This is a genomic window from Pelagicoccus enzymogenes (genome assembly GCF_014803405.1).
Lineage (GTDB): Bacteria > Verrucomicrobiota > Verrucomicrobiia > Opitutales > Opitutaceae > Pelagicoccus > Pelagicoccus enzymogenes.
Genome location: NZ_JACYFG010000032.1, coordinates 15,978 through 39,615 on the forward strand (window position 1 = coordinate 15,978; position 23,638 = coordinate 39,615).

The following is a 23,638-nucleotide window of genomic DNA, read 5'->3' on the forward strand; positions in this document are numbered from 1 at the left end:
ATTTAGCTCATTTCAGCTGCGGAAACAACTTGCGCGCAAGTGCGCTTTAATGGCAAGTGGCAAAGAGCTAGCTGCGGTGGCCTCCGAACAAACCTTTCCACCAGGTAACGATACCCCACTTGATGTCCTCCAACATGAGGTAGACGCAGGGTACGAGAAAGAGGGTGATGAAGGTTGCGAAGGCCACCCCGAAAGCGAGCGAGGTTGCCATGGGAATGAGGAACTGCGCCTGCAGGCTGGTTTCGTGGAGTATGGGTACCAAGCCGACGAAGGTGGTGACGGAGGTCAGGAGGATGGCCCGGAAGCGCTGCATACCCCCGTGCCGCACTGCTTCGAACAGGTTCAGGCCGCTGGTTCGAAGGCTGTTCACGCGTTCCACCAGGACAAGGGAGTCGTTCACGACCACGCCTGCCATGGCGATCATGCCGATGAAGGAGAGGATGCTTAGGTCTTGAAAGCCGTAGAGGTGTCCCACGATCGCTCCTCCTACGCCAAAGGGGATGACTGCGATCACGATGACGGGCTGGATGTAGCTCTTGAAGGGGATTGCCAGCAACATGTAGATCAGGACGAGCACGATGAGGGAACCTCCGATCAGGGCGGGGCCGGATTCAGCGAAATCCTTGGCTTCGCCTCCCATAGCTGGAGTCACGGTTGGGTACTTGCGCAGCACTTCCGGGAGTATTTCGTCATAAACGGCGGTCTTGATTTCGTTGGTGGAGATGCTGGCTTTGTCGGCTTCCGCCTGCACGCTGACGATTCGCTTGCGGTCGAGTCGGGAGATGGACGGGTAGCCCGTACCCATTTGGATGTCCGCCACTTCTTGGATGGGAATGCGGGCTCCGCTGGGCGTGACGATGCGCATGTTTTCGAGATCTCCGAGCGACTCTCGCTCGGAACGAGGGTAGCGGACCATGATCTTCACGTCCTCCTTGTCGCGCTGAACGCGCTGGACCTCGGCGCCGTAGAAGGCGTTGCGAACTTGTCGGCCAAGGTCGGCTGCGTTGAGTCCGAGGGATCGGGCATTGTCCTTGAGGCTGATCTTGAGCTCCCGCTTTCCCTCGGAGTAGGTGTCGCGGATGTCGTAGAGCCCCTCGATTTCCTTGAGGCGATCTTGTATTTCCAGGGATGCCGCTTTGAGCTTGTCGAAGTCGCGGCCCGTCAATTGTACGTCGACCGGAAGCCCGACTGGTCCGCTGGCGTTGGCTTGGAAGTTCAGGCGTTTCGCTCCAGGGATTTGCCCCACTTTCTGTCTCCAGCGTTCAACTACATCGTTCGCGTTGGAATCGCGCAGTTCGCTCTTGGCGAGCTCCAGCACGATTTGCCCGACGTTGCTGCCGGAGGTTCCTCCTCCGCCACCGCCCGGCCCGCCAGGGCTGCTGGAGGATCCGAGGCTGACGAGCTTGTTCTTAACGGGGTCAATCAAGCCAGCTTCAAGGTCCTCCTGTCGAATCTCCTCGAGCGCTTTCTCGATTCGATCCATGGCCTTTTCGGTTTCGCTGACAGGGGTGCCTTCCACCATAGTCAAACTAGTGAAGATGTAGTCCGAGGGAACGCTTGGGAAGAGCACGAAGCGAATGGCCCCAGAAAGGGGCAAGGCGACAGCGGCGATAAAAAAGAGGCTGAAAAAGGCGAAAGTGTACCAGCGCCATTTGATGGCCCGCTTCAGCCAAGGCTGATAGACGTTCTCGATGAAGCGCTCGAGCCCGTCTGAGAACCGCCGCTGCAATTTGGAGAGCGGGTTCAGCTTTTCTCGGTCGTGCTTGTCGCCGACTGTGCAGAGGGAAAGGTGGTAGGGAAGCACCAGCTTGCTTTGCACCAGAGAGAAGCCGAGGGTGGGAATCACCACGAAAGGGATCACCCCCATGAACTTGCCAATGGTTCCAGGTAGCAAGAAAATGGGTACAAAAGCAACCATGGTCGTCAGGACCGCGAAGGTTACGGGAGTGGAAACTCTATGCGTGCCAGAGATGGCGCTTTGCACGCCCGGGCCGTTCTTTTGGAATTCCGTAAATACGCTTTCGCCTACCACGATGGCGTCGTCGACCACGATTCCCAACACCAGGATGAAGGCGAACAGGGAGAGCAGGTTGACAGTGATGCCTACGAAGGGGCCGATGGCCAAGGTCGCGAGGAAGCTAACCGGGATGCCGATGGCGACGAAGAACGCCAAGGTTGGACGGAGGAAAATGGTGAGCGAGATGAGCACCAAGATGAAGCCGATGAGGCCGTTCTCCAGCAGCATGTCAATACGGCCACGCAGGTAGAAAGAAGAGTCGCTCCATGCTTCTAGAGTAACGCCTTCGGGGATCCAGGTAGCTGCCGCTTTTTCGACGTACTCGTAGACGGATTCAGAGATTTCCAGCGGATTTTCGTATCCGACCTCTCTGATGAGGATGGTGGCGGCTGGTTTGCCGTTGAAGAAGCTCGAGGTGTCGTTGTCGACCAGTCCGTCGCGAACGGTTGCAACGTCTTTGACGTAAACTCGCGATCCGTCGGGCTTGGTGAGCAGCACGATGTTTTCGAAGTCGAAGGCGTCGTAGGCTTGCTCTTTGGTGCGTAGTTGGATTTCGCCTCCGTCCGCTTTGATCATGCCGCCCGGGAGGTCTAGGGAATTCGCTCGTACCGCTCCTACAACTTGGTCGAAACTGAGATTGTAGTTCCTGAGCTCGTTTTCCGTAACTTCGATGGAAAGCTCGTAGGCGCGTACCCCTTCCATGGATACTTGGCTAATTCCGGAAATCTCGGTTAGTTCGTCTCGGACGCGCTGGGCGATTTTTTTGATTTCGATTTCGCTCGTATCGCCGTAGACGGATACGCGAATGACGTCCTTCGGTATCAAGATTTCCTCTACGATGGGCCGTTCGGTATTCGCCGGAAAACTGGGGATCGCGTCGACGCGTGTCTTGATGTCGTCTTTGAGTTTGGAAACGGAGTAACCTTTGTTGACGGTGACGGTTACGGAACCGTAGCCTTCGGAGGCGGTGGAGTTGATTTCCTTGATGCCGTTAACGCCTTGCAAGGCCTCTTCGATGCGGATGATGACGAGTTCCTCAACTTCCTCTGGCGATGCTCCGAGGAAGGGGACCCGAACCGCGACCATATCGAGAGAGAATTCGGGAAAGAGCTCGGTTTTGGCGGTGAACGAGGACGCAAGCCCGCCAATCGCGAGGATTAGCATCATCAGGTTGGCTGCGACTCCGTTTTTAGTGAACCATGCGATCATCTTGAGTAGTGGTTGCGTGGTTACAGGGACGCAGTGGCCTCTGGTTCGCTGTCCCTCTGTTCCTCGTCTTCGGCTGACTTGTTCTTGTCTGGATCGGTGGTGAGGCGGACTTCCATGCCGTTAACCACGTATTGCAGGGGCGTTAGGCAGACGCGTTCGCCCGCCTTCAGCCCCTCTCGCACGATTACGTTTTCTCGGGTTTTCTGGAAAGGAGTAATTTTTCTGATCTCCAAGGTCCGGTCGTCTGTGACGATGTAGAGCGAGTCATCCTCTCGCAAGGCGCGTCGCGGCAGCTTGAAGGAGTCGACCGCCGTTTCGCCCAGTATTTCGGCTCGAACGAACGAACCGACTTTCAGCGGCGGACGGTTCTCGCCTTCTCGATTCGCGTAGGGATTCTTCACTTGAGCGACCAGGTAGAGCAGACGGGTCTTGGGGTCGACTGCTCCCTCGGAACGATCGATAATGCCTTGCCATTGGTAGTCCTTGCCGCCGTAGGTGGCGGTAAGGGTGACCTTGGGCTTGCTTCCGCTGGTGGTACCGTCGACGTAGGTTTCGGGCAAAGGAACAAGTCGCGTATCGTCCAGGCTGATACCCAATCTAACTTCAGCGGTATCCACTGAATAAATACTGGCGATCTGGCTGGTGCGGGCATTCAGGAATTGTCCAATGTCGATGAACTTGGCTTGTACTCGTCCGTCGTAGGGAGCCTTGACGGCGGTGCGGGCTAAGTCTCGCTCTGCTGCCACCACGCTTGCGGTAGCGGCTTCGAGGGTGGCGAGGGCTCTGGCCAGCTGTGGCTTGCGCAGGACGAGGTCGCTAGGGGCTTGCGCGTTGCCGATCTTTTTCCAGTCTTCCATTGCCTGCTCGCTGGCGGCTAGCTCCTGCTCGTAGGCGAGGTGGGCTTCTGCTTGGCGGCTGCGGGCCGCTGCGAGGTTGGCGACGTAGTCGGTGTCGTCGATTCTGGCAAGGATGTCGTCCTTTGCGAAATAGCCACCTGCATAAAGGGCGGGCGAGATGCTTTCGATCCGTCCGGAGACTTCGGCGAGAAGCGTCGTTTGGGTGCGAGCTTCCACGATTCCTTGGCTTCTAACGATGGCTTGGGTGATCTCAGGCTGGACTTCGATCACCTCCACTGTGGGGACGACCTTGATGGACGGTTTCGACTCGGGCGTTTGCTTTAGAAAAAGCGCCAAGCCGATGATGGCTGCGCCGCCAAAGAGGATGATGAGTCCGGCGGGCAGCACGTGGAAGAGTAGCCATTGCGGGAAGTTGGGTCGGTATTCTTTTTCTTCCATGATTGTATTGGGAAAGAGATTACAAGTCGCCTCCGAGGGCGATGTGCAGGTTGATGCGATTTTGCAGGCGTTGGTTTTGGATGGAGATGAGTAGGGAACGTGCGTTGAAGGAACGGCGTTCCGCGTCGAGCACGGCAGTGATGTCAACGAGGCCGCGCTCGTAGAGCTGCCAGGCTTGCTGTTCTGCTAGTTGGTTCTCCTCGGCGCTGAGGCGGGTTGCGTCCTCCAACTCGCGGAGGTCGCCTTCTGCCCTGAGCGCTGTCTCCACTTCGCGGAAAGCGTTGAGAATCGTTTCTTGGTAGGCGGCAAGCTGCGCGAGCTGATTTGCGTCGAGCTGCTCGCGTTGAGCCTCGAGTCGCCCCCCTTGGAATAGGCTGGCCCCGAGCTCCCCCGCTATGGACCAAACGTTGAAGTCGCTGTCGAGGAGATCGGAAAAGCGATTGCTCAGCGTTCCGTCGGAGGCGGTAAGGGAAAGGCTGGGAAGCCAGTTGCGGCGAGCGGCGGTAGCGAGTGAAAGGGCGGAGGCGAGGCGGTTTTGCTGGGCTAGGATGTCGGGCCGGCGGGAGAGGAGAGTGGCGGGGATGCCGCTGGAGGGGGGAGGTGGGAGCGCGGGAAGGTCTGCGGCGAGCTCCAATTCCGCAGCGGGGTAGCGGCCTAAGAGGGCTTCCAGGTTACGCACGCTGGCGTCCTTTTGGCTGCGGCGGCTGAGGGCGGTTGCGTTGCTGCTGGCAGCTTGAGCTCGAGTCAAGCGCAGGTCGAAGGCGTCGACCAATCCGCGGGAATAGCGACGCTCCAAACTCTCCAGGTTGGTTGCGAAGTTCTTAGCGCTGGCCAATGCGAGTTCGTGCTGCAGCTTCGCTTCAATTGCGGAGAACCAGCTGCGAGCTACTTGTCCGGAGAGCGATAGCTTGAACGCTTCGAAGTCGTATTGGCTGGCTTGATACTCGGCAATTGCCGATCGCGCTTCCAAGCCGAGTCGATTCCAAAGGTCGATTTCCCAGCGAGCGGACAGGCCGAGCGAGTGGTTTTCGCTTTGCGCCGAGCTGGGAGGGGAAAAGCTCAGCATGGATTGCGATTCGCTGGATCGGAGGCTGGCGTTTAGGCTGGGAAGTCTCAGCGATTTAGAAATGCGGGCGGCCGCCGCTACGGCTTGGGTTCGTTGGTAGGCGCGTTCGGCTCCTAGATTGTTCTCTTCCGCCTCTTGGGCGAGTGACTTCAGCTGGTGGGACCCGAAGGAGGCCAGCCAATCGCTGACGCTCGAGTTTGGGCTATCGGGAGTCGACCAGGCCGGCGGCAGGTTCATCTCAGCCTGTGGCGCAGCATTGGAAGGCGCGGTGTTCTGGCAGGAGGCGAGCAGCAAGCCAGCAAGAGAGACGCAGGCAAAGTGGGCGAGTTGGAATTTCATCTCTAAACGGGTCGGGCGCTACTTGTTTTTGGTTCGATACTCTTTGCTGATCGCTTCGATGCCCCCGCTGATGTAGGCGACCATGGTGTCCGCATCGGGAAATTGGATACCGTCTTCGAGGGCGATGTTGCTCTTGCGGGTTTGCAAGGTGCCGCTAAGGGTGCTGCGAAGGTAGGCGAAGCAGAGGTTTACTAGGCTTTCAGGAAGGTCGGACAAGGTGCGTGACATTTCCTTGCGGAATCGGAGCACCACTTTGGCGAGAACGTCCTTATATATTTGCTGCATGAACTGGGACTCTTCGGACATGCCGCGTCCCACGGCGCGCATGAAGTGCTGGCCGTGGCTGCCATTGACGATGTTCTCGACCATAGGGCGCACCAGGATGTCGATGATGCGCTTGAGCTTGAGCGGGCGCTTTCCCGCCTTGGCCACCGCTTCGTCGAGCATCTGGATTCTCAGGGTGTTCAACGGCTCGAGACGGTAGCGTATCATTTCGATGAATAGGGTCTCCTTGGAGCCGAAGTGGTAGTTCACCGAGGCCACGTTTGCCCCAGCTCGCCTAGTGATATTCCGGATAGAAGCTCCATGGAACCCATGCTCGGCAAATTCCTTTTCGGCTGCCTCGATCAGTTTTACTTGGGTTTTGTTCATTCTGAGATTGCCAAGCGAAATCAAACGTTTGTTTTAATTGAGGCAAGGCGAAAGCGGGGCGGATCGTTTGCTATCTGTTAGCGGGAGGGCTGATTTCGATTTGTTTTCCGATTTCTTCGCAATTTTAGAATTCGACACGTGAATTGATCCGTTTCCGCGATCGAGGACCGTCGAGGGACTTGGCGCAGCAGTTGCATGGGCCGGGGCCTTTTTCAGACAACTCTCAACACTCTTCTGTTTTTCTCTCAGCCAGACTATGCCAACTAGGCCTGTTTTCACACGCCGCATCATTTCGATGCGATTTTTAGCTAAAACGGTTTCGCTCGCCGTTGCCGGTTACGGCTTGTCGGGCTGTTACACCAGCCCGGCCTCCAAGATGGACGCCTTGGAGGCGGAGGTGCCCACCGCTTGGGCTGCCGCGGTCGACTCTGACGCCGCATTCGCCCCAGAGTCGTGGGTGAACGACTTCAACGACCCTCGTTTGCAGGCGATTTTGGAGGAGGCTCTCGAGTACAACTTCGACCTTCGAATCGCGGCGGCTCGCTTGGAGGCTTCCTTGTCGAACACGCGAGCTGGGCGCAGCGAGGTTTGGCCCACCTTGAATCTGTCGGGGAGCGGTAGCGAATCGCGCCGCAATCCGAGCGCTTCCGGAACCTCCCAGACAGCGACCAACGAGTCTTATGGGCTCAGCGCCCGCCTGAATTGGGAGATCGATATTTGGGGCAAGCTTCGCAATGGGTACCGTGGTGATTTGGCAGACGCGGAAGCTGCGGTGGCGGACTACCAAGCGGCTCGTCTCTCGCTCATGGGCAGAGTGGCCCAGGCTTGGTACACGGCCGTGGAAGCTCACCAGCAGTACGAGTTGGAAAAGCGGATTTTGGACGCATTGACTCAGAGTAGCCGCATCGTGGAGGAGAATTTTTCCAGCGGTATTGCCAGGGCCCTCGACGTGCGTCTCATTCGAGCAAATTTGGCTTCCAGCCAAAGCTCGCTGGAGGGGAGGCGTCGCAGCAGGGACGCCGCGGTCACGGCTTTGGAGACGTTGCTCGGGCGCTATCCGAAGAATGAGTTGGACGTCGTATCCAAATTCCCTGACTTGAGCGAAAGCATTCCGGTAGGATTGCCCTCCGAATTGCTTTTGCGTCGTCCGGACGTTGTTTCCGCGGAGCGCAGCCTCGCGGCGGCGGAGCAACGGAAGTTCGAGACCAGCAAGGCCCGCTTGCCTAGCTTGGACCTGAGCTTGAGCCGCGGGACCAGCGTGAGCGATGTCGGAGACATTTTGGAGTTGGTGGAACAGCGGGTTTGGAACCAGTCCTTGAGCGTTGGGCAAACCTTGTTTCAAGGGGGACGGCTCAAGGCCAACTACCGCCGGGCCAAGGCCCAGCACGAGCAAGCGGTAGCGAGTTATGCGGACACTGTGCTGACCGCATTTCGGGAAGTCGAAAACGCTTTGTCTTTCGAGGAGTCTTTCACGCGGGACTATGAGGCGCTGAAGATCGCCGCCTCGGAATCCGTGGAAGCGGAAAAACTCGCCTGGGAAGAGTACTCCAGCGGATTGACCACGATCACTACCGTGCTCGATTCTATCCGGCGTTCTATCACCGCCCAGCGCTCCTTCATTCAAGTCGCCAATCGGCGGATACAAAGTCGAATCGACCTCTACCTAGCCTTAGGCGGAGGTTTTGAGGCCTAGTTGGCGCACTAGTCGCTATGCCCTCCGGTCCTAAAATTTTACGCACACACCACCTATGAGACGCATTCTTCAAGTTCTTTTGCCGGTCGGCATCTTCCTGGTTTTTGGGGTTCTTATTGCCCTGATCCTCGCAAGCAAGGAGGAGCCGCAGCAGCGTCGTTTTGCTCCTCCGAGCCCTGAAGTCGTAGTACGTACGCTCGAACGGGAAGACTTCCAAATCACGCTCCATTCGCAAGGCGCGGTTCGGGCGCGGACCCGCAGCTCCTTGATACCCGAGGTTCGCGGTCGCATCGTAAAGGTGTCGCCTAATTTCCAGGAGGGAGCGTTTTTCGAACAAGGTGAGGTTTTGCTGGAAATCGATGACCGAGATTATCTGGCGGAGCTCGCGGTTTCCAAGTCGGCCCTCGCCCAGGCCGAGCTCGAGCTGCAGCAGGAAACGGCTCGCTACGAGCAGGCTCGCCGCGATTGGGAGCGCCTGAATCCCGGGGTGAATGCTACGGAGCTTACCTTGCGCGAGCCGCAGTTGCGTCAAACGCGAGCAGCCGTGGCCTCCGCCGAGGCTCGCGTTGCGACTGCCGAGCTCAATCTTAAGCGCTCGAAAGTGACGGCTCCTTATGCCGGTCGCATTTTGACCAAGAACGTGGACGTAGGGCAGTACGTGACGACGGGCAGCCAGCTGGCGGAAATCTACGCGGTCGACTTTGCCGAGGTGCGCCTGCCGCTGACGGCTTCTCAAATCGGATTCTTGGACCTGCCAGCGATTTATCGCGGATCGAACCCTTCGATCGACAACGGTCCCAAGGTGGTGCTCAGCACGACGGTAGGAGGAGAACGTTACAGCTGGGAAGGGCGTGTGGTTCGCTCCGAAGGGGCGGTGGACGAGCGTACTCGCCAGATATTCGTGGTCGCTCAAGTCGAGAATCCGTATGGGGCCTCGGTTCCCGGTCGTCCGCCGTTAAAGGTCGGGACTTTCGTGCAAGCGGAAATTGAGGGCTCCACCTTGCGCGACGTCTTTGTGATTCCGCGCGAAGTGTATCGAGAAAACAGTTACGTGCTAGTGGTGGATGGTCAAAATAACTTGGAGCGTCGCAAAGTCACTACGGTTTGGGAGAACGATAGGAATATCGTCGTCAGAAACGGATTGAGCGATGGAGATCTGCTCTGCTTGACTGACGTTCCCTACGCATTGGAAGGGTGGGAAGTGGTCGCCAAGAACGAGGACGCCAGCAAAAACGCTCCAATGGTCGCCGGCGGGCCTGCATCTGGTAGGCAGGGAGGCGCCTCCTATCCGGATCAGGTTTTGGCAAAGCTGGGCGATAAGTTGCCAGCTGCTCTAAAGGACGAGCTCGTGGCGGTGGCCGCATCCAAGGACTTCAGCAAACTGCGTCCCTTGATGGGGAAGATTGCCTCATGGGCGGAAGCGAACGGGGAGGAGATGCCTCCTAGGCCTATGGGCGGTCAGCCACGTAGCTAGTTCGAACGAAACGAAGGGGATTGGTATGCATAAGTTAATTGAGTGGTTTACGAAAAACAGCGTCGCGGCGAATTTGCTGATGGTCGCGATTGTAGCGGTCGGCATAAATTCACTGTTGAACAAGGTGATCCTTCAGGAGTTTCCTGATTTTCCCTCTCGCAACATAACGGTGACGGTTCCTTATCCAGGATCCACGCCCCGCGAGGTGGAGCAGGCAATCATCACGCGTCTCGAAGAAGAGCTCTATGACATCGAAGGCATCAAGGAGATGACGAGCCGCGCCTCCTCCAGTTCCGGTACGGTGACCCTGGAAATCGAAGAAGGTTACAGCCTTGCCGAGGCTCAGGACCGGATCAAGAACCGGGTCGACTCCATTCGTACCTTCCCTGTCGAGGCCGAGCGTCCGCAAGTGAGCATGCCCGAGCGCCGCGAGCGGGTAATCACCATTGTGGTGTCGGGCGATCTGAGTGAAATGGAGCTAAAGCGCCTCGGCGAGCAGATTCGAGACGAGGTAACGGGGATAGAGGGGATAACCATCGCTTCTCTCAAGGCCACGCGCCCTTACGAAATATCTGTCGAAGTATCCGAAGCGACACTACGCGAGTATGGTTTGACTTTGGATAGTTTGACCTCGGCGATTCGCGCTCATTCTCTCGATTTGTCGGCAGGGCGCATCAAGTCTACCAGCGGCGACATTATGCTGCGCACTTCCCAGCAGGCCTACACTCAAGAGGAGTTCGAAGAGATTGTTGTATTCACGCGGCCTGACGGCACGCGTATCACGGTTGGCGAGCTCGCGAAGGTGAGCGACGGCTTTGACGAGACCCCTATCAATCCTCGCTTCAACGGAAAGAGGTCGGTCGCCATCGACGTTTATCGCGTCGGGCAACAAAACATCATCGAGCTTGGAGAGAAGGTTAAGAACTATCTCGAAATCAAGAACGAGCAACTGCCAGCGGGAATCACTTTAGACTACTGGCAGGACGATTCGGAGCGCATTTCCGAACGCTTGAGCATGCTGAAAGGCAGCGCTATTTTCGGCTACGTTCTGGTTGTTTTGGTACTTTCGCTTTTTCTGCGACCGTCCTTGGCGTTTTGGGTGGCCTTGGGGATTCCGATCGCGTTCTCGGGAGCCTTCTTCCTGTTGCCGTTCATGGGCATCAGCTTGAACCTGATCACGCTTTTCGCTTTCATCTTGGTCCTCGGCATCGTGGTGGACGACGCGATCGTGACGGGAGAGAACGTTTATCAGCGCATGCAAAGCGGCGAGGATTCGCTGACTGCGACCATCAAGGGAACGCAGGAGGTGGCGATCCCCGTTATCTTTGGTGTGCTGACCACGATCGCCGCTTTTTACCCGCTTGTGAACATGACCGGTTTTCGAGGGAATATCTTCAAGCAGATTCCCTTCGTGGTCATTCCAGTTCTGCTTTTCTCGCTCATAGAGTCGAAGCTGATATTACCGGCTCACTTGAAGCATTGCCGGCCCATCAACAATGCCAACACTGCCAAAAAGTCGTTCATCACGCGAATGCAACGGGGCGTAGCCAATGGCTTGGAGCGCTTTGTAGACAAGGTTTATCGTCCCTCTCTGGAGCTGTGTTTAAAATATCGATACGCGGTGTTGATGGTATTTCTCGGCGTGCTTGGTTTGTTCGTGGCTCGCTTCATGGCGGGGCATCTTTCCTACACCACTTTCCCGAGAATTCCGCGTACTATCGTAACTACTACGGTGGTCATGCCAGTCGGGACCGCTTTCGAGTCCACCCAGCAAGTCGTCGACAAGGTTGAGGCGGCGGCCATGACCTTGCAGGCGAACCTGCGCGAGGAACACGGCACGGAGATCATTAAGAATATTTTTGCCACCGCGGGTGGACGGCCTTTTAGCAGTTGGCGATCTTCCGCGGGAGTTGCGGAAGAAGGTGAAATTGTGCTGGAGTTGGCGTCCGTGCAGGAATCCGGAGTCGAGATTGGAAGCCGGGAGATTTCCATGGGATTGCGACGCTTGGTCGGGCCCGTTCCGGAAGCGGAGTCCTTGGACATTGCCTTTGCCCGTGGCGGCGGAGACGCTGTCAACGTGCAGCTCGAAGGTCCTCGAATCGAGGATTTGGTCGAGGCTTCGAAGGAGCTGCAGCGCAAGCTAGCTACTTACGAGGGCCTCTACGATATCGAGGATTCGTTCCAGCAAGCGACAGAGGAGCTAGAGTTGGAGTTGAAGCCTCAGGCGGTGCATCTGGGGGTCACCTCCCGCCAATTGGCTTCGCAAGTGCGACAAGCCTTCTATGGAGCCGAGGCGCAACGAATCCAGCGTGGTCGAGACGACATCCGGGTTATGGTTCGCTATCCGGAGGCCCAGCGCAAGAGCATCGCCTCCTTGCACAACATGAAGATCCGCACGCAGGATGGATCGGAAGTTCCGTTCGAAGAAGTGGCGCGAGTAGTACCGGGCAAGAGCTTGCCTTCGATCCAGCGCTTTGATCGCAACCGCATCATTCGAGTGACGGCAGCGGGCGACGAGAACCAAACGGATGAAGAGGGCATCCAGACTGACCTTGAAACCAATTACCTGCCTGAGCTTGTGAGCAAGTACTCTGGGATGTCCTTCACCCTGCAAGGTAACGCGGCGGAGTCTCGCGACAACAATCGCGAGTTTATGAACGGCGTGTATTTGGTGCTAGTGGTTATCTACGTGCTGTTGGCAATTCCATTCAAGAGCTACATCCAGCCGTTCATCGTGATGACTGCGATTCCCTTCGGAGTGGTCGGCGCGGTTATGGGGCACGACCTGATGGGATTCGTTTACGAGACCGTGCTGCAGCGTAGCACGAATCCGGTGATAAATGTAACCATGATGTCGATACTCGGTATGTTGGCATTGTCCGGCGTCGTGGTGAACGATAGTCTTGTGATGATGGACTATATCAATCAGCGGCGCAAGGAAGGGTATAGCCTTCCGGAAGCGGTTCGCATGGCGGGCCCGAAACGTTTTCGACCGATCTTGCTAACGTCGCTCACTACCTTCGTAGGGCTTTTGCCACTCATGTTCGAAAGCGCCCTGAGCGCCCAGTTCCTGATACCGATGGCAGTTTCGCTCGGGTGGGGTATCCTTTTCGCCACCTTGATCACCCTTTACTTCGTGCCGATCACCAATCTAGTCGTGCATGATATCGGAAACTTCCTCAAGTGGGTTTACGGCAAGGAACGGGAGGCGGAGTCCACTCCAGACGCTACGGTTGCCGCTCGGGCTGCGGAGTAGTTATTGCAGCTTAGCCAGTCTTTTAACGCAACAGAATGGGCCGCATCGATTGGGGCCCATTTTATTTCCTTTGGGTTTAATACCTCGAAGCTTGCTTCGACTTTTGAGGTGGATCGGCTTTGGGCCCTTCGCTTTGTCGGCAAGCCTCGGTACCGAAGAGAATTTCGCGATGGCGTCTTCGGAGAAGTCGCACCACCTGTTTTTTGAATACCTCGCTACCGCTCCGGCAGTCGACGAAGTCGAGAGCTTGCTCCGAGGATATTTATTTTAGCGTTTGATGTTTGGGGTCGGCTTTGCATTACCGGCTCCAAGGTCTCGCGTTATTGGGCGTCGAGGCTTTTCATCCAAGCCACGCAACGTGCTGGCCAATCGGAAAGCCTGTCGCGGCCGATCGCTAGGGAATAGCCGTGTCCGCCGTATGGATACAGGTGCATTTCCGCATCTACTTTGTTTTTGAGCAAGGCCTCGTAGAATTGCAGGCTGTTTTGCACGGGTACCGACTTGTCGTCGGAGGAATGCACCAGAAAGGTGGGGGGCGTTTGCGGAGTGACCTGAAGTTCGTTGGAGTAAAGCTCCACCAGCTCTTGGTTGGGGTCTTCCCCAATCAAGTTTGTTCGCGAGCCATTGTGGGTGTAGTCCTGCTTCATGGTGACGACTGGGTAGATCAAGGCCATGAAGTCGGGACGCGAGCTAAGGCGATCGATGGGATCGGAGGCAGTGGGGTCGCCTTCGTCGAAGTGGGTGCCCAGCGTGGAGGCGGCGTGGCCGCCGGCAGAAAAGCCCATGATGCCGACGCGGTTGGGGTCTATGTTCCACTTCTGCGCGTGAAAGCGAGTGAGGCGCATGGCCCGTTTGGTATCGAGAAGGGGACTGAGGTGGGGAACGACGTTGCTGTCGTCTTCCGGCAGTCGATACTTGAGGACGATGGCGGCGATACCGTGGGCGTTAAGGTAGTTAGCGGTGTCGATGCCCTCCCAATCGTACGCGAGCACGGCGTATCCTCCACCGGGGCAGATGACTACGGCTTGGCCCGTGGCGCTTTGCGGTGAAGGCAAACGAACTTCGATGGTTGGATCCTGCACGTAGGCAATGCGGTCGAGGTCCTCGTTCTGGCCGCGTTTGTATATCGTCTCCTTTAAGTGGGACTCTTTATGGTTGGGGGCCGGGCCGTCCCATAATGGAAGTTTGTAGTTCGTTTCTGCGTCAGCGCTGGCGAGAGTCATTGTTATCAGGATACAGAGGAGTTTTAGGGGTTGCATGAAAGCTGGCTTAGCCCGCGGAGTGGAAAAGGCAACCTTTGTTGACTGTTGGATGAAATTGTCCGGAGCATCCGCTTTTTTGAATCCTGATCCTTGTTCGGATTCGTACCGGTAAACATGCGTTTCGTGTGTGGAAGCGCATTCCTTCTCAACCCTCAGCCCTGTTTCTCCATGTGTGTTAGAATTCTACCCAAAGCGGTTTTGTGCGCGCTCATCCTTCTTTCCAACAGTGTTTCCGCTCAAGAATCCGAAGACGACGAGGTCTTCGAGCTGAGTCCCTTCCAGGTTTCGAGCGACCACGGCTACCGGGCGCGGCGAACGACCAAGACCGTACCTGAAGTCACGGTCAATGACATAGGAGCGACTATCGATGGCGTTAACGGACCGTTTGACCCCAGCCTGAAGCGAGCGCATGGCGTTACCGTAGCTTTCGCCTACGGATTCTACGACGACCAGGAGTTGGTTAGGCGAGAAACCTTGAATCGGTACATCGACGAGGTGCGGAAGGTGCTGGCGACCCACGAAAGCTTATACTTCGAACCGAAGGAGTTACTGGTGCCCGAGGGAGATCGCAAGAGAGGGCGCAACAGTCGTCGATCGGCCTATACCTCCTATGCGCATTTCGACGTGTCCTTTGAATTTGGAGACGGGGCGTCGCCGTTCGAAAAAGTGTTGGAGATTCGAAAGATCGTCAGCGCGATCGGTATCCAAAATGATGTGACGAAGCTGTTCTATGGAGGAGCTAGCCTCGTTGCCCAGAAGTATCGAGATACATTGCTTTTCGGCGTTGGAGAGCGGTACGAGGGGATTTCTCGCGTAGACGAGCTGGGCAGCTCGGTTCCTTACGTCACGGACGCCATAGGCCGCCAATTGAGAATGGCTGACCCATCGGTGGCGGTCACCTTGGTAAAGCCAGCTGATGCTGTCCGTATCGAATTTTCCTTGGAAGTAGAGAATCTAAGCGAGGTGGAACGGGCTCGCTCCATCGAGGAGGCTCTCAAGACGGCTCAAGGAGCGGTCGAGTCCGTTCAAGGTCTTGAATTCGAATCCGGAACTGTGCGGCTCTCTAAGGGGGAGGGCGTTCAAGGGCCGTCGACGCGTTTGAGTTCCTACTACGCTCAAGCCCTTTTCAGCGTGCGTATTCCCATAGGGGAAGGCTCTTTTGACCTGGAGCGTGTGCGTGAGGTTCGTCAGCTATTGTTCGAGCAAGATTGGGCGGATGCGGAATTGCGATTTGGAGCGGCGGCTTTAGTGGTGAACAACGTGGATCGGTATCGCAGCGAATTGCTGGCTGCGGTGTTCGCGGACCTCAAGGCCATGGACGCAGGCTTGGGAGACTTGTTCGAGGTCGTGCCAAGCATCGAAAACGTCCGCATTCAATTGCGGCAAGCGTCGCCAACCGAGGTGGAGCTCTGGATTCCCTACAGCTATAAGGTCGTTTCCGTGCGGGAGCGGGAGCATCAGAAGGACCTGTTCGAGCTGGAGCTGGAAAAGGCCCGAGCGGCGACGGCCGCCGCCCTGCGGGAAACCTCCAAGGGGTAACGCTAGGAATGATCTGCTTCGGTTCCCTTTTCCGAACCGTTGGCTAAAGCGGAGGCGGGAGAGGTGAGCATGTGGGTCGAGAGGAGGCAGATGTCGTCTTCTTCGGCGGTCTTTCGTGTGAATGCTTGCAGCTGCGCTATGATTGTATCCAAAATCTCATTATCGTTTGCGGAGACGAGTTGTTGGAAGGTGTCTTTCAAGCGATCGATGCCGAAGATTTCGCCCGTTTCGTTTTGGGCTTCCAGTATTCCATCGGTGAAGAAGAGGAAGCGATCGTTGCTGCGGTATTCGAGCTCTTTGCAGGTGAAAGTTCCCTGAGGAATAAGGCCTAGGGCTGGATTGACCGGTATGTCGGGCGAGGCTTGGCTGGAGAGCAGCAAGTGGGAGCCGCCGTTTTGGCAGATGCGACAGGTTTGCTTGTCGAAGTCGAAGTAGCAGAGAATTCCGGTAGCGAAAAAGACATGGCCTTTTTCGCTTAGCCAAGAGTAGAGCTTCATGTTGATCTCCTGCATGAAGCGAGCTGGCTCATGGGCGTGGTGGGCAATCTCGTTGACGGCTGCGTACAGCATGGCCGTTACCATCGCTGCTTGGGCACCGTGGCCCATGACGTCGGCGAGGAAAATCGCGGCGTTACCCTTGGAGGTTCGCAGTACGGAGTAGAAATCGCCGCTAAGTTGGGAGGAGGCAATATGCCTCGCGTCGAAGTTAAGCTGGTCTATCCCGTCTGGGGTCTTGAACTGGGAAGTTCCTTTGGTGAGCAAGCTTTCTTGCAAGGTTCGAGCGAGCTTCAACTCATCCTCGAACTGTTTGTGTTGTCGTTCGATTTGCTCGGCCATCAGCTTCTTGGCGGTAATGTCGCGGGAAATGCCGAAACTGCCCATAGTGTATCCAGATCGCGATTTCATGGGAAGTTTCAAGGACTGCACCCAAATCTTATTCCCCTCCCAAGTCACGTACTCCTCTTTTTCGACACGATCGATCTTGCCCGCTACCAGATCGGCTTCGTCTGCGGCTGCTTCGTCTGCGTGCTCGTTGTCGAACAAGTCAAAATCTGTCAGGCCGATGGCTTGGTTCGGATTATCCAGCCCACAGCGGATGGCTAGGTAATCGCTGATGGCAAGGAAGCGGCCCTCCCTATCCTTGAAGTAGATGTATTCCGGAAGGTACTTGAGCAGGAGTTGTAGGAGCCAGCTGGGAGAGACGTTGGAGTTGATGGCTGCATGCTTGTCGTGCGAAGCGATCCCAAGTTTTTGGCGCATGCGGCCGGTTTCGATGGCATGGTCTAACTGAATGAGGAAAGCCGACTCCTCGAATTCGCAGACCGCGATATTCTTCCCGACGCCGGGCGAATATTGCATTCGCTCCTCCAGCGAGTCCAGAGCCTCGCGGGTCGACAAGAATACGGTGGGCGGGGCGCTCGGCCAATTGGATATGGCTTTTGCTAGGGATACGGGATTGGGGCAGCTGTGGCCGACGATGATGATATCCACGTCGCCAGAGTAGCCGCTGATGGGTAGGTCGCTTTCAGCGGAACCTTGTTGCAGGTTGGGGTAACGCTGCGAGAGCCAGTCTGCGACCTGCGGGTCGCAATCGACTTTCAGTACATTCATTTTACTTCGAGTTAAAATTTAGAGGGGAGGATCGCGAGACTACTCAATTGTATCGAATAATCAAAGAGGGGAATCGTCTGGTGTTGAGGACAACGGCAGATTGGGGTAGCTTGTAAAGCTCCTGGAGTGGCAGCGTGAGGATTTACTGCCGTTGCGTGTCGTTTCTGCCGACTTCCAAGCAAGCGGGAGATTTGTGTTTTGAGGGACGAATCCATGGTTTGGTGACATGCTTGGCAAACGCGCGTATCCGCGTGGTTGATGCAACACATTCCAGAACGCGCCGCTCGGCTTACTCCCACGATGCTTTGTATTTCATACAGTTGGATTCCCTTGCGGGGGGCGGGATTCTTGGTTCCCTGAATCAACCCCAACCGCCAAAAAGCTATCTCAAATTTACCCAAATCCTTAGTGGTCATGGACGCAGTTCGCCTTTCGAGCGTCTATGGGCCAGAACAACTATCCCAAATTTCCGAAATCAGTGAAATGGTTTGCCCGCCGACAACCAAGGAAGCGTTGACCGAAAACCTAGAACTGATGAAAGAGGTTGAGTACCTCTTTGGGGGATGGGCAATGCCGGAGCTTTCCCAGGAGTTTTTGGATAGCGCCCCCAACTTGAAAGGCGTCTTCTTCAGTGCAGGTACGGTAAAGCCATATGTTTCCGATGCATTTTGGGCTCGCAACATCGTGCTCACGAATGCCCACAAGGCGAATGCCGTACCGGTGGCAGAGTATTGTGTCGCTTCAATCATCCTCTCGCTCAAGTTGGGCTGGAAGTACTTGCGCGAGCTGCGCGAGAACAAGCGCTGGGCGCGTGAAACGGCTGAGGTCCCCGGTTGCTACGATGCGACCGTGGGCCTAATTTCTCTGGGCGCGATCGGTTTCAAAACCTTGGAATTGCTAAAGCCCTTCAAGGTGAAGGTGCTCGTCTATAGCACGAGCATGTCTCAGGATGAGGCCAACGAATGGGGTGCGGAGATCGTTGGCTTGGACGAAATTTTCGAACGTAGCGACGTGGTTTCTCTGCACACTCCGTTGCTACCGTCGACCACTGGCATGATCCGCGGTGACCACTTCCGTACCATGAAACCGCGAGCCACTTTCATCAATACCGCTCGTGGAGCGGTCGTGAATCAAGCTGAGATGATCGAGGCCATGCGGGAAAGGCCTGACCTTACAGCTCTGTTGGACGTCGTCTCGCCTGAGCCGCCCGAGGAAGGGGACGAGATTTTTAGCGTGGACAATATCCATATCACTCCCCACATCGCCGGATCCCTTGGACGGGAAGGACTCCGTCTTGGGCAGACCGCGATTGACGAGTGCAAACGCTTCATCGCAGGTGAGGACTTGCTTTATCAGGTTGTTGAGGGTGACCTCGCTCGCATGGCCTAACTGTCGGAAACGATGAAAATTGCAATCAATACGGTAACGCTCCGCGAGCACTCGCTGGAGAAAGTTGTATCCATCCTGTCTGACAACAAGGTGAAGGCAGTGGAGTGGGCGGGAGATGCGCATGTGCCGCCAGGAAATCTTGAAACTGCGGAACGGGCCAAAAGCTTATGCGAGCAGGCAGGTATCGAATGCACGAGCTACGGTTCCTACTACCAGTGTGACGAACAAGGGCAAGGAGACGGGCCGTTTCGTTTTAATTTGGGGGCGACCGTCGCCCTCGACACTGCGGTGGCCTTGGGGGTCGATGCGATTAGGGTTTGGGCAGGGCGAAAAGCTAGCGCTGATGCCGACGAAGCGTATCGAGAGGAAGTTGCTCGCTGCCTAGCTGCCTTTTGCGACCAGGCGGATTCTTTGGGGATGACAGTTCACTTGGAATTTCACCGTAATACCTTAACGGATACGGTCGAGAGCGCATTAGCATTGATGGACACGGTCGCAAAGGGAAACCTCTACTCGTACTGGCAACCCCGTCATGGCATCGGGATTGAGGAGAATGTTGCCGATATCGAGGCGCTGGGTGACCGATTATCGCACGTGCATGTCTTTCACTGGCTGCTAAAGGAGGATGGTAAAACCGTTGAACGGCGGCCGCTGAAGGAAGGGCGCGAGCGTTGGGAGCGTTATTTCGCTGCGCTTCGAAAACGACCGCAAAGCCGGTACGCCATGATGGAGTTTGTTATGGGGGATGCTTTGGATCAATTGCAGGAAGATCTCAGTGTCCTGCGATTGATCAACGGAGCCGTCGATCCGTATTGCACAGCTTAACGATATGATACGCAGCGCCTACACGATGCGCCTGAAACCAGGGGCCGGGAGCGAGTACAAGCGACGCCACGACGAAATATGGCCTGAATTGTTGGAGGCGCTTCGGTCAGCTGGCGTATTGGAATTTTCAATATTCTTGGACGAGGGGTCTAGCACGCTTTTCGCTTTCAGGAAGTTATCCGAATCGAATTCGGTGGCTTCTCTCGCCCATTGTGCAGTGGTTCAGAAATGGTGGGCCTACATGGCTGACCTTATGGAGGTCAATCCGAACAATTCGCCAGTGAGCCATGCTTTGGAGGAAGTTTTCCACCTCGGGTAGCGTCGCGAAACTGACTGCATGCATTATGTGAGCTGCAGAGGATATGTTTACTGCCACAAGGCGAAACGGTCTCGCAGAAGCAAAGCCTAGCCCTTTTGGGGGCTAGGCTGGTTGCTTTTTAGAATAGCGAAGAACGCTACCGGCCCTACCAGCTAAAGGTGCTTGTCAAGCGCCAGGTGGTTGGCACGGAGAGGCGATAGCGGTTGCTGTCGAGGGCGTTGCCGTTTGAGTCTACCGCATCCGGATTCAGCCCGGTGACTCGGAATCCGCCCTCATTGGAAGTGTCGACCAAGCGCGAGGCGTTGAGCTGGATTCTCCAATCGACGCTATCGTTCATGATTTTGGTCCTGTATCCAAATTTCACTCCAGCGGTGAGGACGGAGTCGCCGAATAGCGGATTGTCCGGATCACCTATGCTTGCGTTTACGACGTTGTTGGGATCGTTGAAGCCGGGCACGTCGCTGAATTCTGGCACCAAATCGGTGACGGGAATTTCCTTTCGGTTCGACCCGATGACTTTTCCATCCTCGAAGATGACGTTCGCTCCCACGGAGAAGCCTTTCAAGCGTCCTTCGCGAAAAGAGTAGTCTGCGACGAATTTTCCGGTGTACTCGGATACTCCCAAATTGGGACGACCTTCTCTCGCGAGGTCTGACGCGTAGCGACCGACCACGCTATCAACGAACCAGCGAGCGATGGTTTCATCAGCGAGTTCGTTTGTTAAGTTCCCGTTGCCGTCGCGCTCGAAGATGTCCGGATTGTTGGTTCCATCGTTGTTAAGCCCTTCCGCGAAGAATGGACCGTAGAAGGCCATGCGGTCGGACAACCAGTCTTCGACGCGAGGTGACACGTTAGTGACTTGGTTTTCGAGACGACTGACGGAAAAAAGCAAGCGCAGGTTCTTGGTCGGATTGTAGGTGCCGGTAAACTCGAAGCCTTCGGAAGTTGAGTCCTGTGTGTCGTTTACGTTGTCGGGACGAACGTATTGGTTTGTGGTGACCTGGCCGTTGACGTCGTAGGTCCACCACTCGGAGAGGCGGCCAGCATCTTCAAGTGCGTTGTAGATGCGGTTTTCGATACCGGGTATCGCCTGGGAAGGAAGCCAATTGGGCCCGTTCGCGTTGACCTGCGAAGTCTCGTAGAAGGAGAGACGGAGATCCATCTTGCCTTCCAGCAGGTTCGCTCCGATTCCGAACTCCTCGGTTTCGCCGCCCTGCGGAGGGATGACGCGACCGAAGTTGTCGGAACGCGGGTTGGAAACTTCGAAGTTTTCGGACTGGTTGGCGAAGATGCGGAGCTTGTCCGGTATGACGTGCACGATTACGCTTTTGGAAACTGAAGCGACGTCGATGAGCGGGTTATTGGCGTCGGGGCGCGCATTGTAGTAGGAACGTTCGATATCGTTAGCGAAGAGTTCGCGCTCGCCCGTAGATTCGTCCGGGTCTATCCGACCGACAGATTGGTTGAAGGCGTCGCCTGACTGACGGGTGCGCAGGTACGGGTAAACCGAATCCTCTCTCGCTCCTAAGAGCGTGACGACGCGACCGTTTAGGAAAAAGCTCTGAATGGAGCCGCTCAGGCCCTTGTTTATTTGCTCTCTCCAGTTTCCGCGGCCAATAGAGTTGCGGCGAAGTTCGACCGGAACGGGGGAGGTCGCTATTACATTTGGCGTCGATGTCATATAGTTGTAGTAGAGGTCTTCCTCCTCGGTCAGGATATTGGAAGGTACTGCATTTATATTGAGCGAAGTGTCGCCCGGCTGAACGGCATCGCCGACGTACCAAATATTATAGATGCGGCGCCCTCCATCGTTGAAGGCATCTTCCTGGTCTGCCCGAACACCCGAAGCCATCACATCTGGAATATAGTTATGGGCGCGCGTTTCCCAGCGGTATTCGAAATTTTCGGACCAGCGGTAGTTGGCTACTCCTGTGATACGGTGTTTACCAAGCCAAGACAGACGGTCGAACTTCTCTGCGAAATCGAAGTCGTAGTTCGCCTGAAGTTGGTAGGATTCGCTCGCTTGTTCGCGGTAGAGACCAAGTGGGCGACCGTAGATGAAGGGACGCATGAAATTTGGATTGGGAACGCGGTCACCGTTTTCATCAAGGTAGAGCATATAGCGGTTGTTATCCAACTGAATTGCTCGGGTTTGAGATATGATGGGAAAGTTGTTTTCGATCCTGTAGTCTTCTTTCAGACCGGAGAACGAAACGTAGAAGTTGTCGTTTATCTTTTGGTCGATATTGAATGACAGCTTGCTGTTCTCTTCGTCTCGGTAGTTGCCTGGCAGGCTTCCGAGGTCGAATTCATGATAGGGAAAGATGCCGGGATCGGTAACCTGCGGATCTAGGAAGCCGTTGGTTCGGTTCTCCAGTGGATGTGAAGTGCGGATGAGTGTCCGGCGATCAGATGCGGGGCCGCGGCTGCCAGTGGGAGTGCGCGTGCCCGAGAGGTTGATGCCGCCGTGCAGCTCCTGGTCTGGAAAGGCTCCGTCATGGTATATGATGAGAGCATTGTCTTTGCCGTCCAAGTCGTCGCCCAGACGGACTTGTCCGGCTGGCCTGCCGTGGCCTACGCCATCGATGTCGTAGGTTGGATCTATAATGCCCGAGACTGCTCTTACGGAGGCTGCGTTCGTGTTAGCGGGATCGGTAGGGTCCCACCAAAAACCGGCATCGAGTAGGGCCTCTTCCAAGGCATCTCCGCTCAGCCCGTTAGCGACCTGATCGGAGTAAAAGTCGTTATACAGAGGAAGCCAGCCGCTAACGTTGTCGTGCACTAGGCGGTAGGTTGGCTTGCGGCTGAAACGATCAATCTCTTCGTATGCCACGTTGATTGTCGTATTCTTGCTCGGTTTGTATTGAAATGTCGAGTACACGCGATTGTCACGTTCCCGTGCGTGCTGTACGTCGTATTTCTGGTCGCCGAATTTGGCGGCGATTCTGAATCCCAGTTTGTCTTCGATCAAGGAACGGTTGAAATCGAAGCCGGTGCGCCAGGTACCAAAGTTGTCTAGGACGATGTCGAGCTTGTTGATCTCTTTATTGGTGTGGGCTTTCTTGGCAGTGTAGTTGATTAAGCCTGCAGGGGTGCCGAGGCCAAAGAGAATAGAATTGGGGCCTCTAAGAAACTCGGCTCGCTCGACGTTGTAGCGATCACCGCCGATGAATACTTCGTGGAAGCCTTGAGTTTTTGCCGCCCGCCCGAGTCCGCGCACGCGTACGGAGGCTTCGGAAGCAGTGGGGTCGCCAAAGTCACCACCCGTGTATTGACCGAAAGCAGCCACAGTTTCAGAGGTCTGTTCCGAAAGTTCATTTGTCTCGGCGCCTGCTACCAGCTCGAGGGCCGATGTTAGGTCAGTTGCTCCGAGGTCGTCCATAAACGCATCGGTCAAAACCGTGACAGAGGCTGATACGTTTTTAAGCTCAGTATTCAACCGGCTTCCGGCTGTAGTCGATGCGCCGCGGTATCCTTCGTCTGCGGATCCGTCCACCTGGAAGGGCGAGAGAGTGAAGACATTTTCATCCTCTTCGCCGTCTTCTTGAGCGAAGAGGAATGCGGCGGGTGTGGCCGTTGCTAGCGACAGGGCTAGGAATGTATTTTTGTAGGTAGGTTTCATAGTGTTTCTAGTTCGCTTGTTGAGCAGGTGTAAGCTGCTGAATATTGTGATTGGAAAACGGGGTTGTTTTCT

14 protein-coding genes are annotated in these 23,638 nt (G+C 55.9%); 7 read left to right on the top strand and 7 right to left on the bottom strand.

The genetic code is table 11. The annotated features are described in order from the left end of the window. Positions 1-67: 67 nt before the first annotated feature. From IEN85_RS10950 to IEN85_RS10965, 4 genes are read right to left on the bottom strand one after another with little or no spacing between them, the layout of a single operon-like run. Complete coding sequence (locus IEN85_RS10950) at positions 68-3,226, bottom strand: efflux RND transporter permease subunit (RefSeq protein WP_191617126.1); 3,159 nt, start codon at positions 3,224-3,226, stop codon at positions 68-70. Positions 3,227-3,246: 20 nt separating this feature from the next. After that, positions 3,247-4,521, bottom strand: a complete 1,275-nt coding sequence (locus tag IEN85_RS10955; RefSeq protein ID WP_191617127.1) for an efflux RND transporter periplasmic adaptor subunit — start codon at positions 4,519-4,521, stop codon at positions 3,247-3,249. 19 nt (positions 4,522-4,540) lie between these two features. After that, positions 4,541-5,926, bottom strand: a complete 1,386-nt coding sequence (locus IEN85_RS10960; RefSeq protein WP_191617128.1) for an efflux transporter outer membrane subunit — start codon at positions 5,924-5,926, stop codon at positions 4,541-4,543. Between the two features lie 18 nt (positions 5,927-5,944). Continuing rightward, the gene (locus IEN85_RS10965; RefSeq protein ID WP_191617129.1) at positions 5,945-6,577 is read right to left on the bottom strand and encodes a TetR/AcrR family transcriptional regulator; all 633 of its coding nucleotides are present in this window, start codon (positions 6,575-6,577) and stop codon (positions 5,945-5,947) included. A gap of 295 nt (positions 6,578-6,872) precedes the next feature. Here IEN85_RS10965 and IEN85_RS10970 point away from each other — a divergent pair, with 295 nt between their 5' ends. From IEN85_RS10970 to IEN85_RS10980, 3 genes are read left to right on the top strand one after another with little or no spacing between them, the layout of a single operon-like run. Then, the gene (locus IEN85_RS10970; RefSeq protein ID WP_191617130.1) at positions 6,873-8,270 is read left to right on the top strand and encodes an efflux transporter outer membrane subunit; all 1,398 of its coding nucleotides are present in this window, start codon (positions 6,873-6,875) and stop codon (positions 8,268-8,270) included. 55 nt (positions 8,271-8,325) lie between these two features. Continuing rightward, entirely contained in the window at positions 8,326-9,744 is a 1,419-nt protein-coding gene (locus tag IEN85_RS10975) for an efflux RND transporter periplasmic adaptor subunit (protein WP_191617131.1), read from the top strand. Positions 9,745-9,769: 25 nt separating this feature from the next. Further along, entirely contained in the window at positions 9,770-13,000 is a 3,231-nt protein-coding gene (locus IEN85_RS10980) for an efflux RND transporter permease subunit (protein WP_191617132.1), read from the top strand. 320 nt (positions 13,001-13,320) lie between these two features. On the opposite strand, the gene IEN85_RS10985 is transcribed toward IEN85_RS10980, so the two are convergent. Then, positions 13,321-14,223 (bottom strand): alpha/beta hydrolase, encoded by a 903-nt coding sequence (locus IEN85_RS10985; protein WP_224772572.1) that lies wholly within the window; start codon positions 14,221-14,223, stop codon positions 13,321-13,323. Between the two features lie 207 nt (positions 14,224-14,430). Between IEN85_RS10985 and IEN85_RS10990 the strand changes: the two genes are divergently transcribed. Next, a complete protein-coding gene (locus IEN85_RS10990; protein ID WP_191617134.1) occupies positions 14,431-15,801 on the top strand; it encodes a hypothetical protein in 1,371 nt (456 codons plus the stop codon). A 2-nt stretch (positions 15,802-15,803) separates the two neighbouring features. Here the strand turns inward: IEN85_RS10990 and IEN85_RS10995 are convergent, their stop codons facing one another. After that, positions 15,804-17,411, bottom strand: a complete 1,608-nt coding sequence (locus IEN85_RS10995; RefSeq protein WP_191617135.1) for a SpoIIE family protein phosphatase — start codon at positions 17,409-17,411, stop codon at positions 15,804-15,806. A 414-nt stretch (positions 17,412-17,825) separates the two neighbouring features. On the opposite strand from IEN85_RS10995, the gene IEN85_RS11000 reads away from it, so the two are divergent. From IEN85_RS11000 to rhaM, 3 genes are read left to right on the top strand one after another with little or no spacing between them, the layout of a single operon-like run. After that, positions 17,826-18,800 carry a hydroxyacid dehydrogenase gene (locus tag IEN85_RS11000; protein WP_191617136.1) on the top strand — a complete coding sequence of 325 codons (975 nt, stop codon included), beginning with the start codon at positions 17,826-17,828 and terminating at the stop codon, positions 18,798-18,800. Positions 18,801-18,812: 12 nt separating this feature from the next. Then, positions 18,813-19,625 carry a sugar phosphate isomerase/epimerase family protein gene (locus IEN85_RS11005; RefSeq protein ID WP_191617137.1) on the top strand — a complete coding sequence of 271 codons (813 nt, stop codon included), beginning with the start codon at positions 18,813-18,815 and terminating at the stop codon, positions 19,623-19,625. A gap of 4 nt (positions 19,626-19,629) precedes the next feature. Then, a complete protein-coding gene (rhaM, locus tag IEN85_RS24895; RefSeq protein ID WP_191617138.1) occupies positions 19,630-19,944 on the top strand; it encodes an L-rhamnose mutarotase in 315 nt (104 codons plus the stop codon). 145 nt (positions 19,945-20,089) lie between these two features. On the opposite strand, the gene IEN85_RS11015 is transcribed toward rhaM, so the two are convergent. After that, on the bottom strand, positions 20,090-23,566 hold the full coding sequence (locus tag IEN85_RS11015) for a TonB-dependent receptor plug domain-containing protein (protein ID WP_191617139.1): 3,477 nt from the start codon (positions 23,564-23,566) through the stop codon (positions 20,090-20,092). Positions 23,567-23,638 lie beyond the last annotated feature (72 nt).

Bases quoted from the DNA above. Each gene is read 5' to 3' on its own strand.
- IEN85_RS10990 (WP_191617134.1), top strand. From the start codon at position 14,431: ATGTGTGTTAGAATTCTACCCAAAGCGGTTTTGTGCGCGCTCATCCTT.
- IEN85_RS10970 (WP_191617130.1), top strand. From the start codon at position 6,873: ATGCGATTTTTAGCTAAAACGGTTTCGCTCGCCGTTGCCGGTTACGGC.
- rhaM (WP_191617138.1), top strand. From the start codon at position 19,630: ATGATACGCAGCGCCTACACGATGCGCCTGAAACCAGGGGCCGGGAGC.
- IEN85_RS10950 (WP_191617126.1), bottom strand. From the start codon at position 3,226: ATGATCGCATGGTTCACTAAAAACGGAGTCGCAGCCAACCTGATGATG.
- IEN85_RS10995 (WP_191617135.1), bottom strand. From the start codon at position 17,411: ATGAATGTACTGAAAGTCGATTGCGACCCGCAGGTCGCAGACTGGCTC.
- IEN85_RS10975 (WP_191617131.1), top strand. From the start codon at position 8,326: ATGAGACGCATTCTTCAAGTTCTTTTGCCGGTCGGCATCTTCCTGGTT.
- IEN85_RS10980 (WP_191617132.1), top strand. From the start codon at position 9,770: ATGCATAAGTTAATTGAGTGGTTTACGAAAAACAGCGTCGCGGCGAAT.
- IEN85_RS10955 (WP_191617127.1), bottom strand. From the start codon at position 4,521: ATGGAAGAAAAAGAATACCGACCCAACTTCCCGCAATGGCTACTCTTC.
- IEN85_RS11000 (WP_191617136.1), top strand. From the start codon at position 17,826: ATGGACGCAGTTCGCCTTTCGAGCGTCTATGGGCCAGAACAACTATCC.
- IEN85_RS10965 (WP_191617129.1), bottom strand. From the start codon at position 6,577: ATGAACAAAACCCAAGTAAAACTGATCGAGGCAGCCGAAAAGGAATTT.
- IEN85_RS10985 (WP_224772572.1), bottom strand. From the start codon at position 14,223: ATGACTCTCGCCAGCGCTGACGCAGAAACGAACTACAAACTTCCATTA.
- IEN85_RS10960 (WP_191617128.1), bottom strand. From the start codon at position 5,926: ATGAAATTCCAACTCGCCCACTTTGCCTGCGTCTCTCTTGCTGGCTTG.
- IEN85_RS11005 (WP_191617137.1), top strand. From the start codon at position 18,813: ATGAAAATTGCAATCAATACGGTAACGCTCCGCGAGCACTCGCTGGAG.
- IEN85_RS11015 (WP_191617139.1), bottom strand. From the start codon at position 23,566: ATGAAACCTACCTACAAAAATACATTCCTAGCCCTGTCGCTAGCAACG.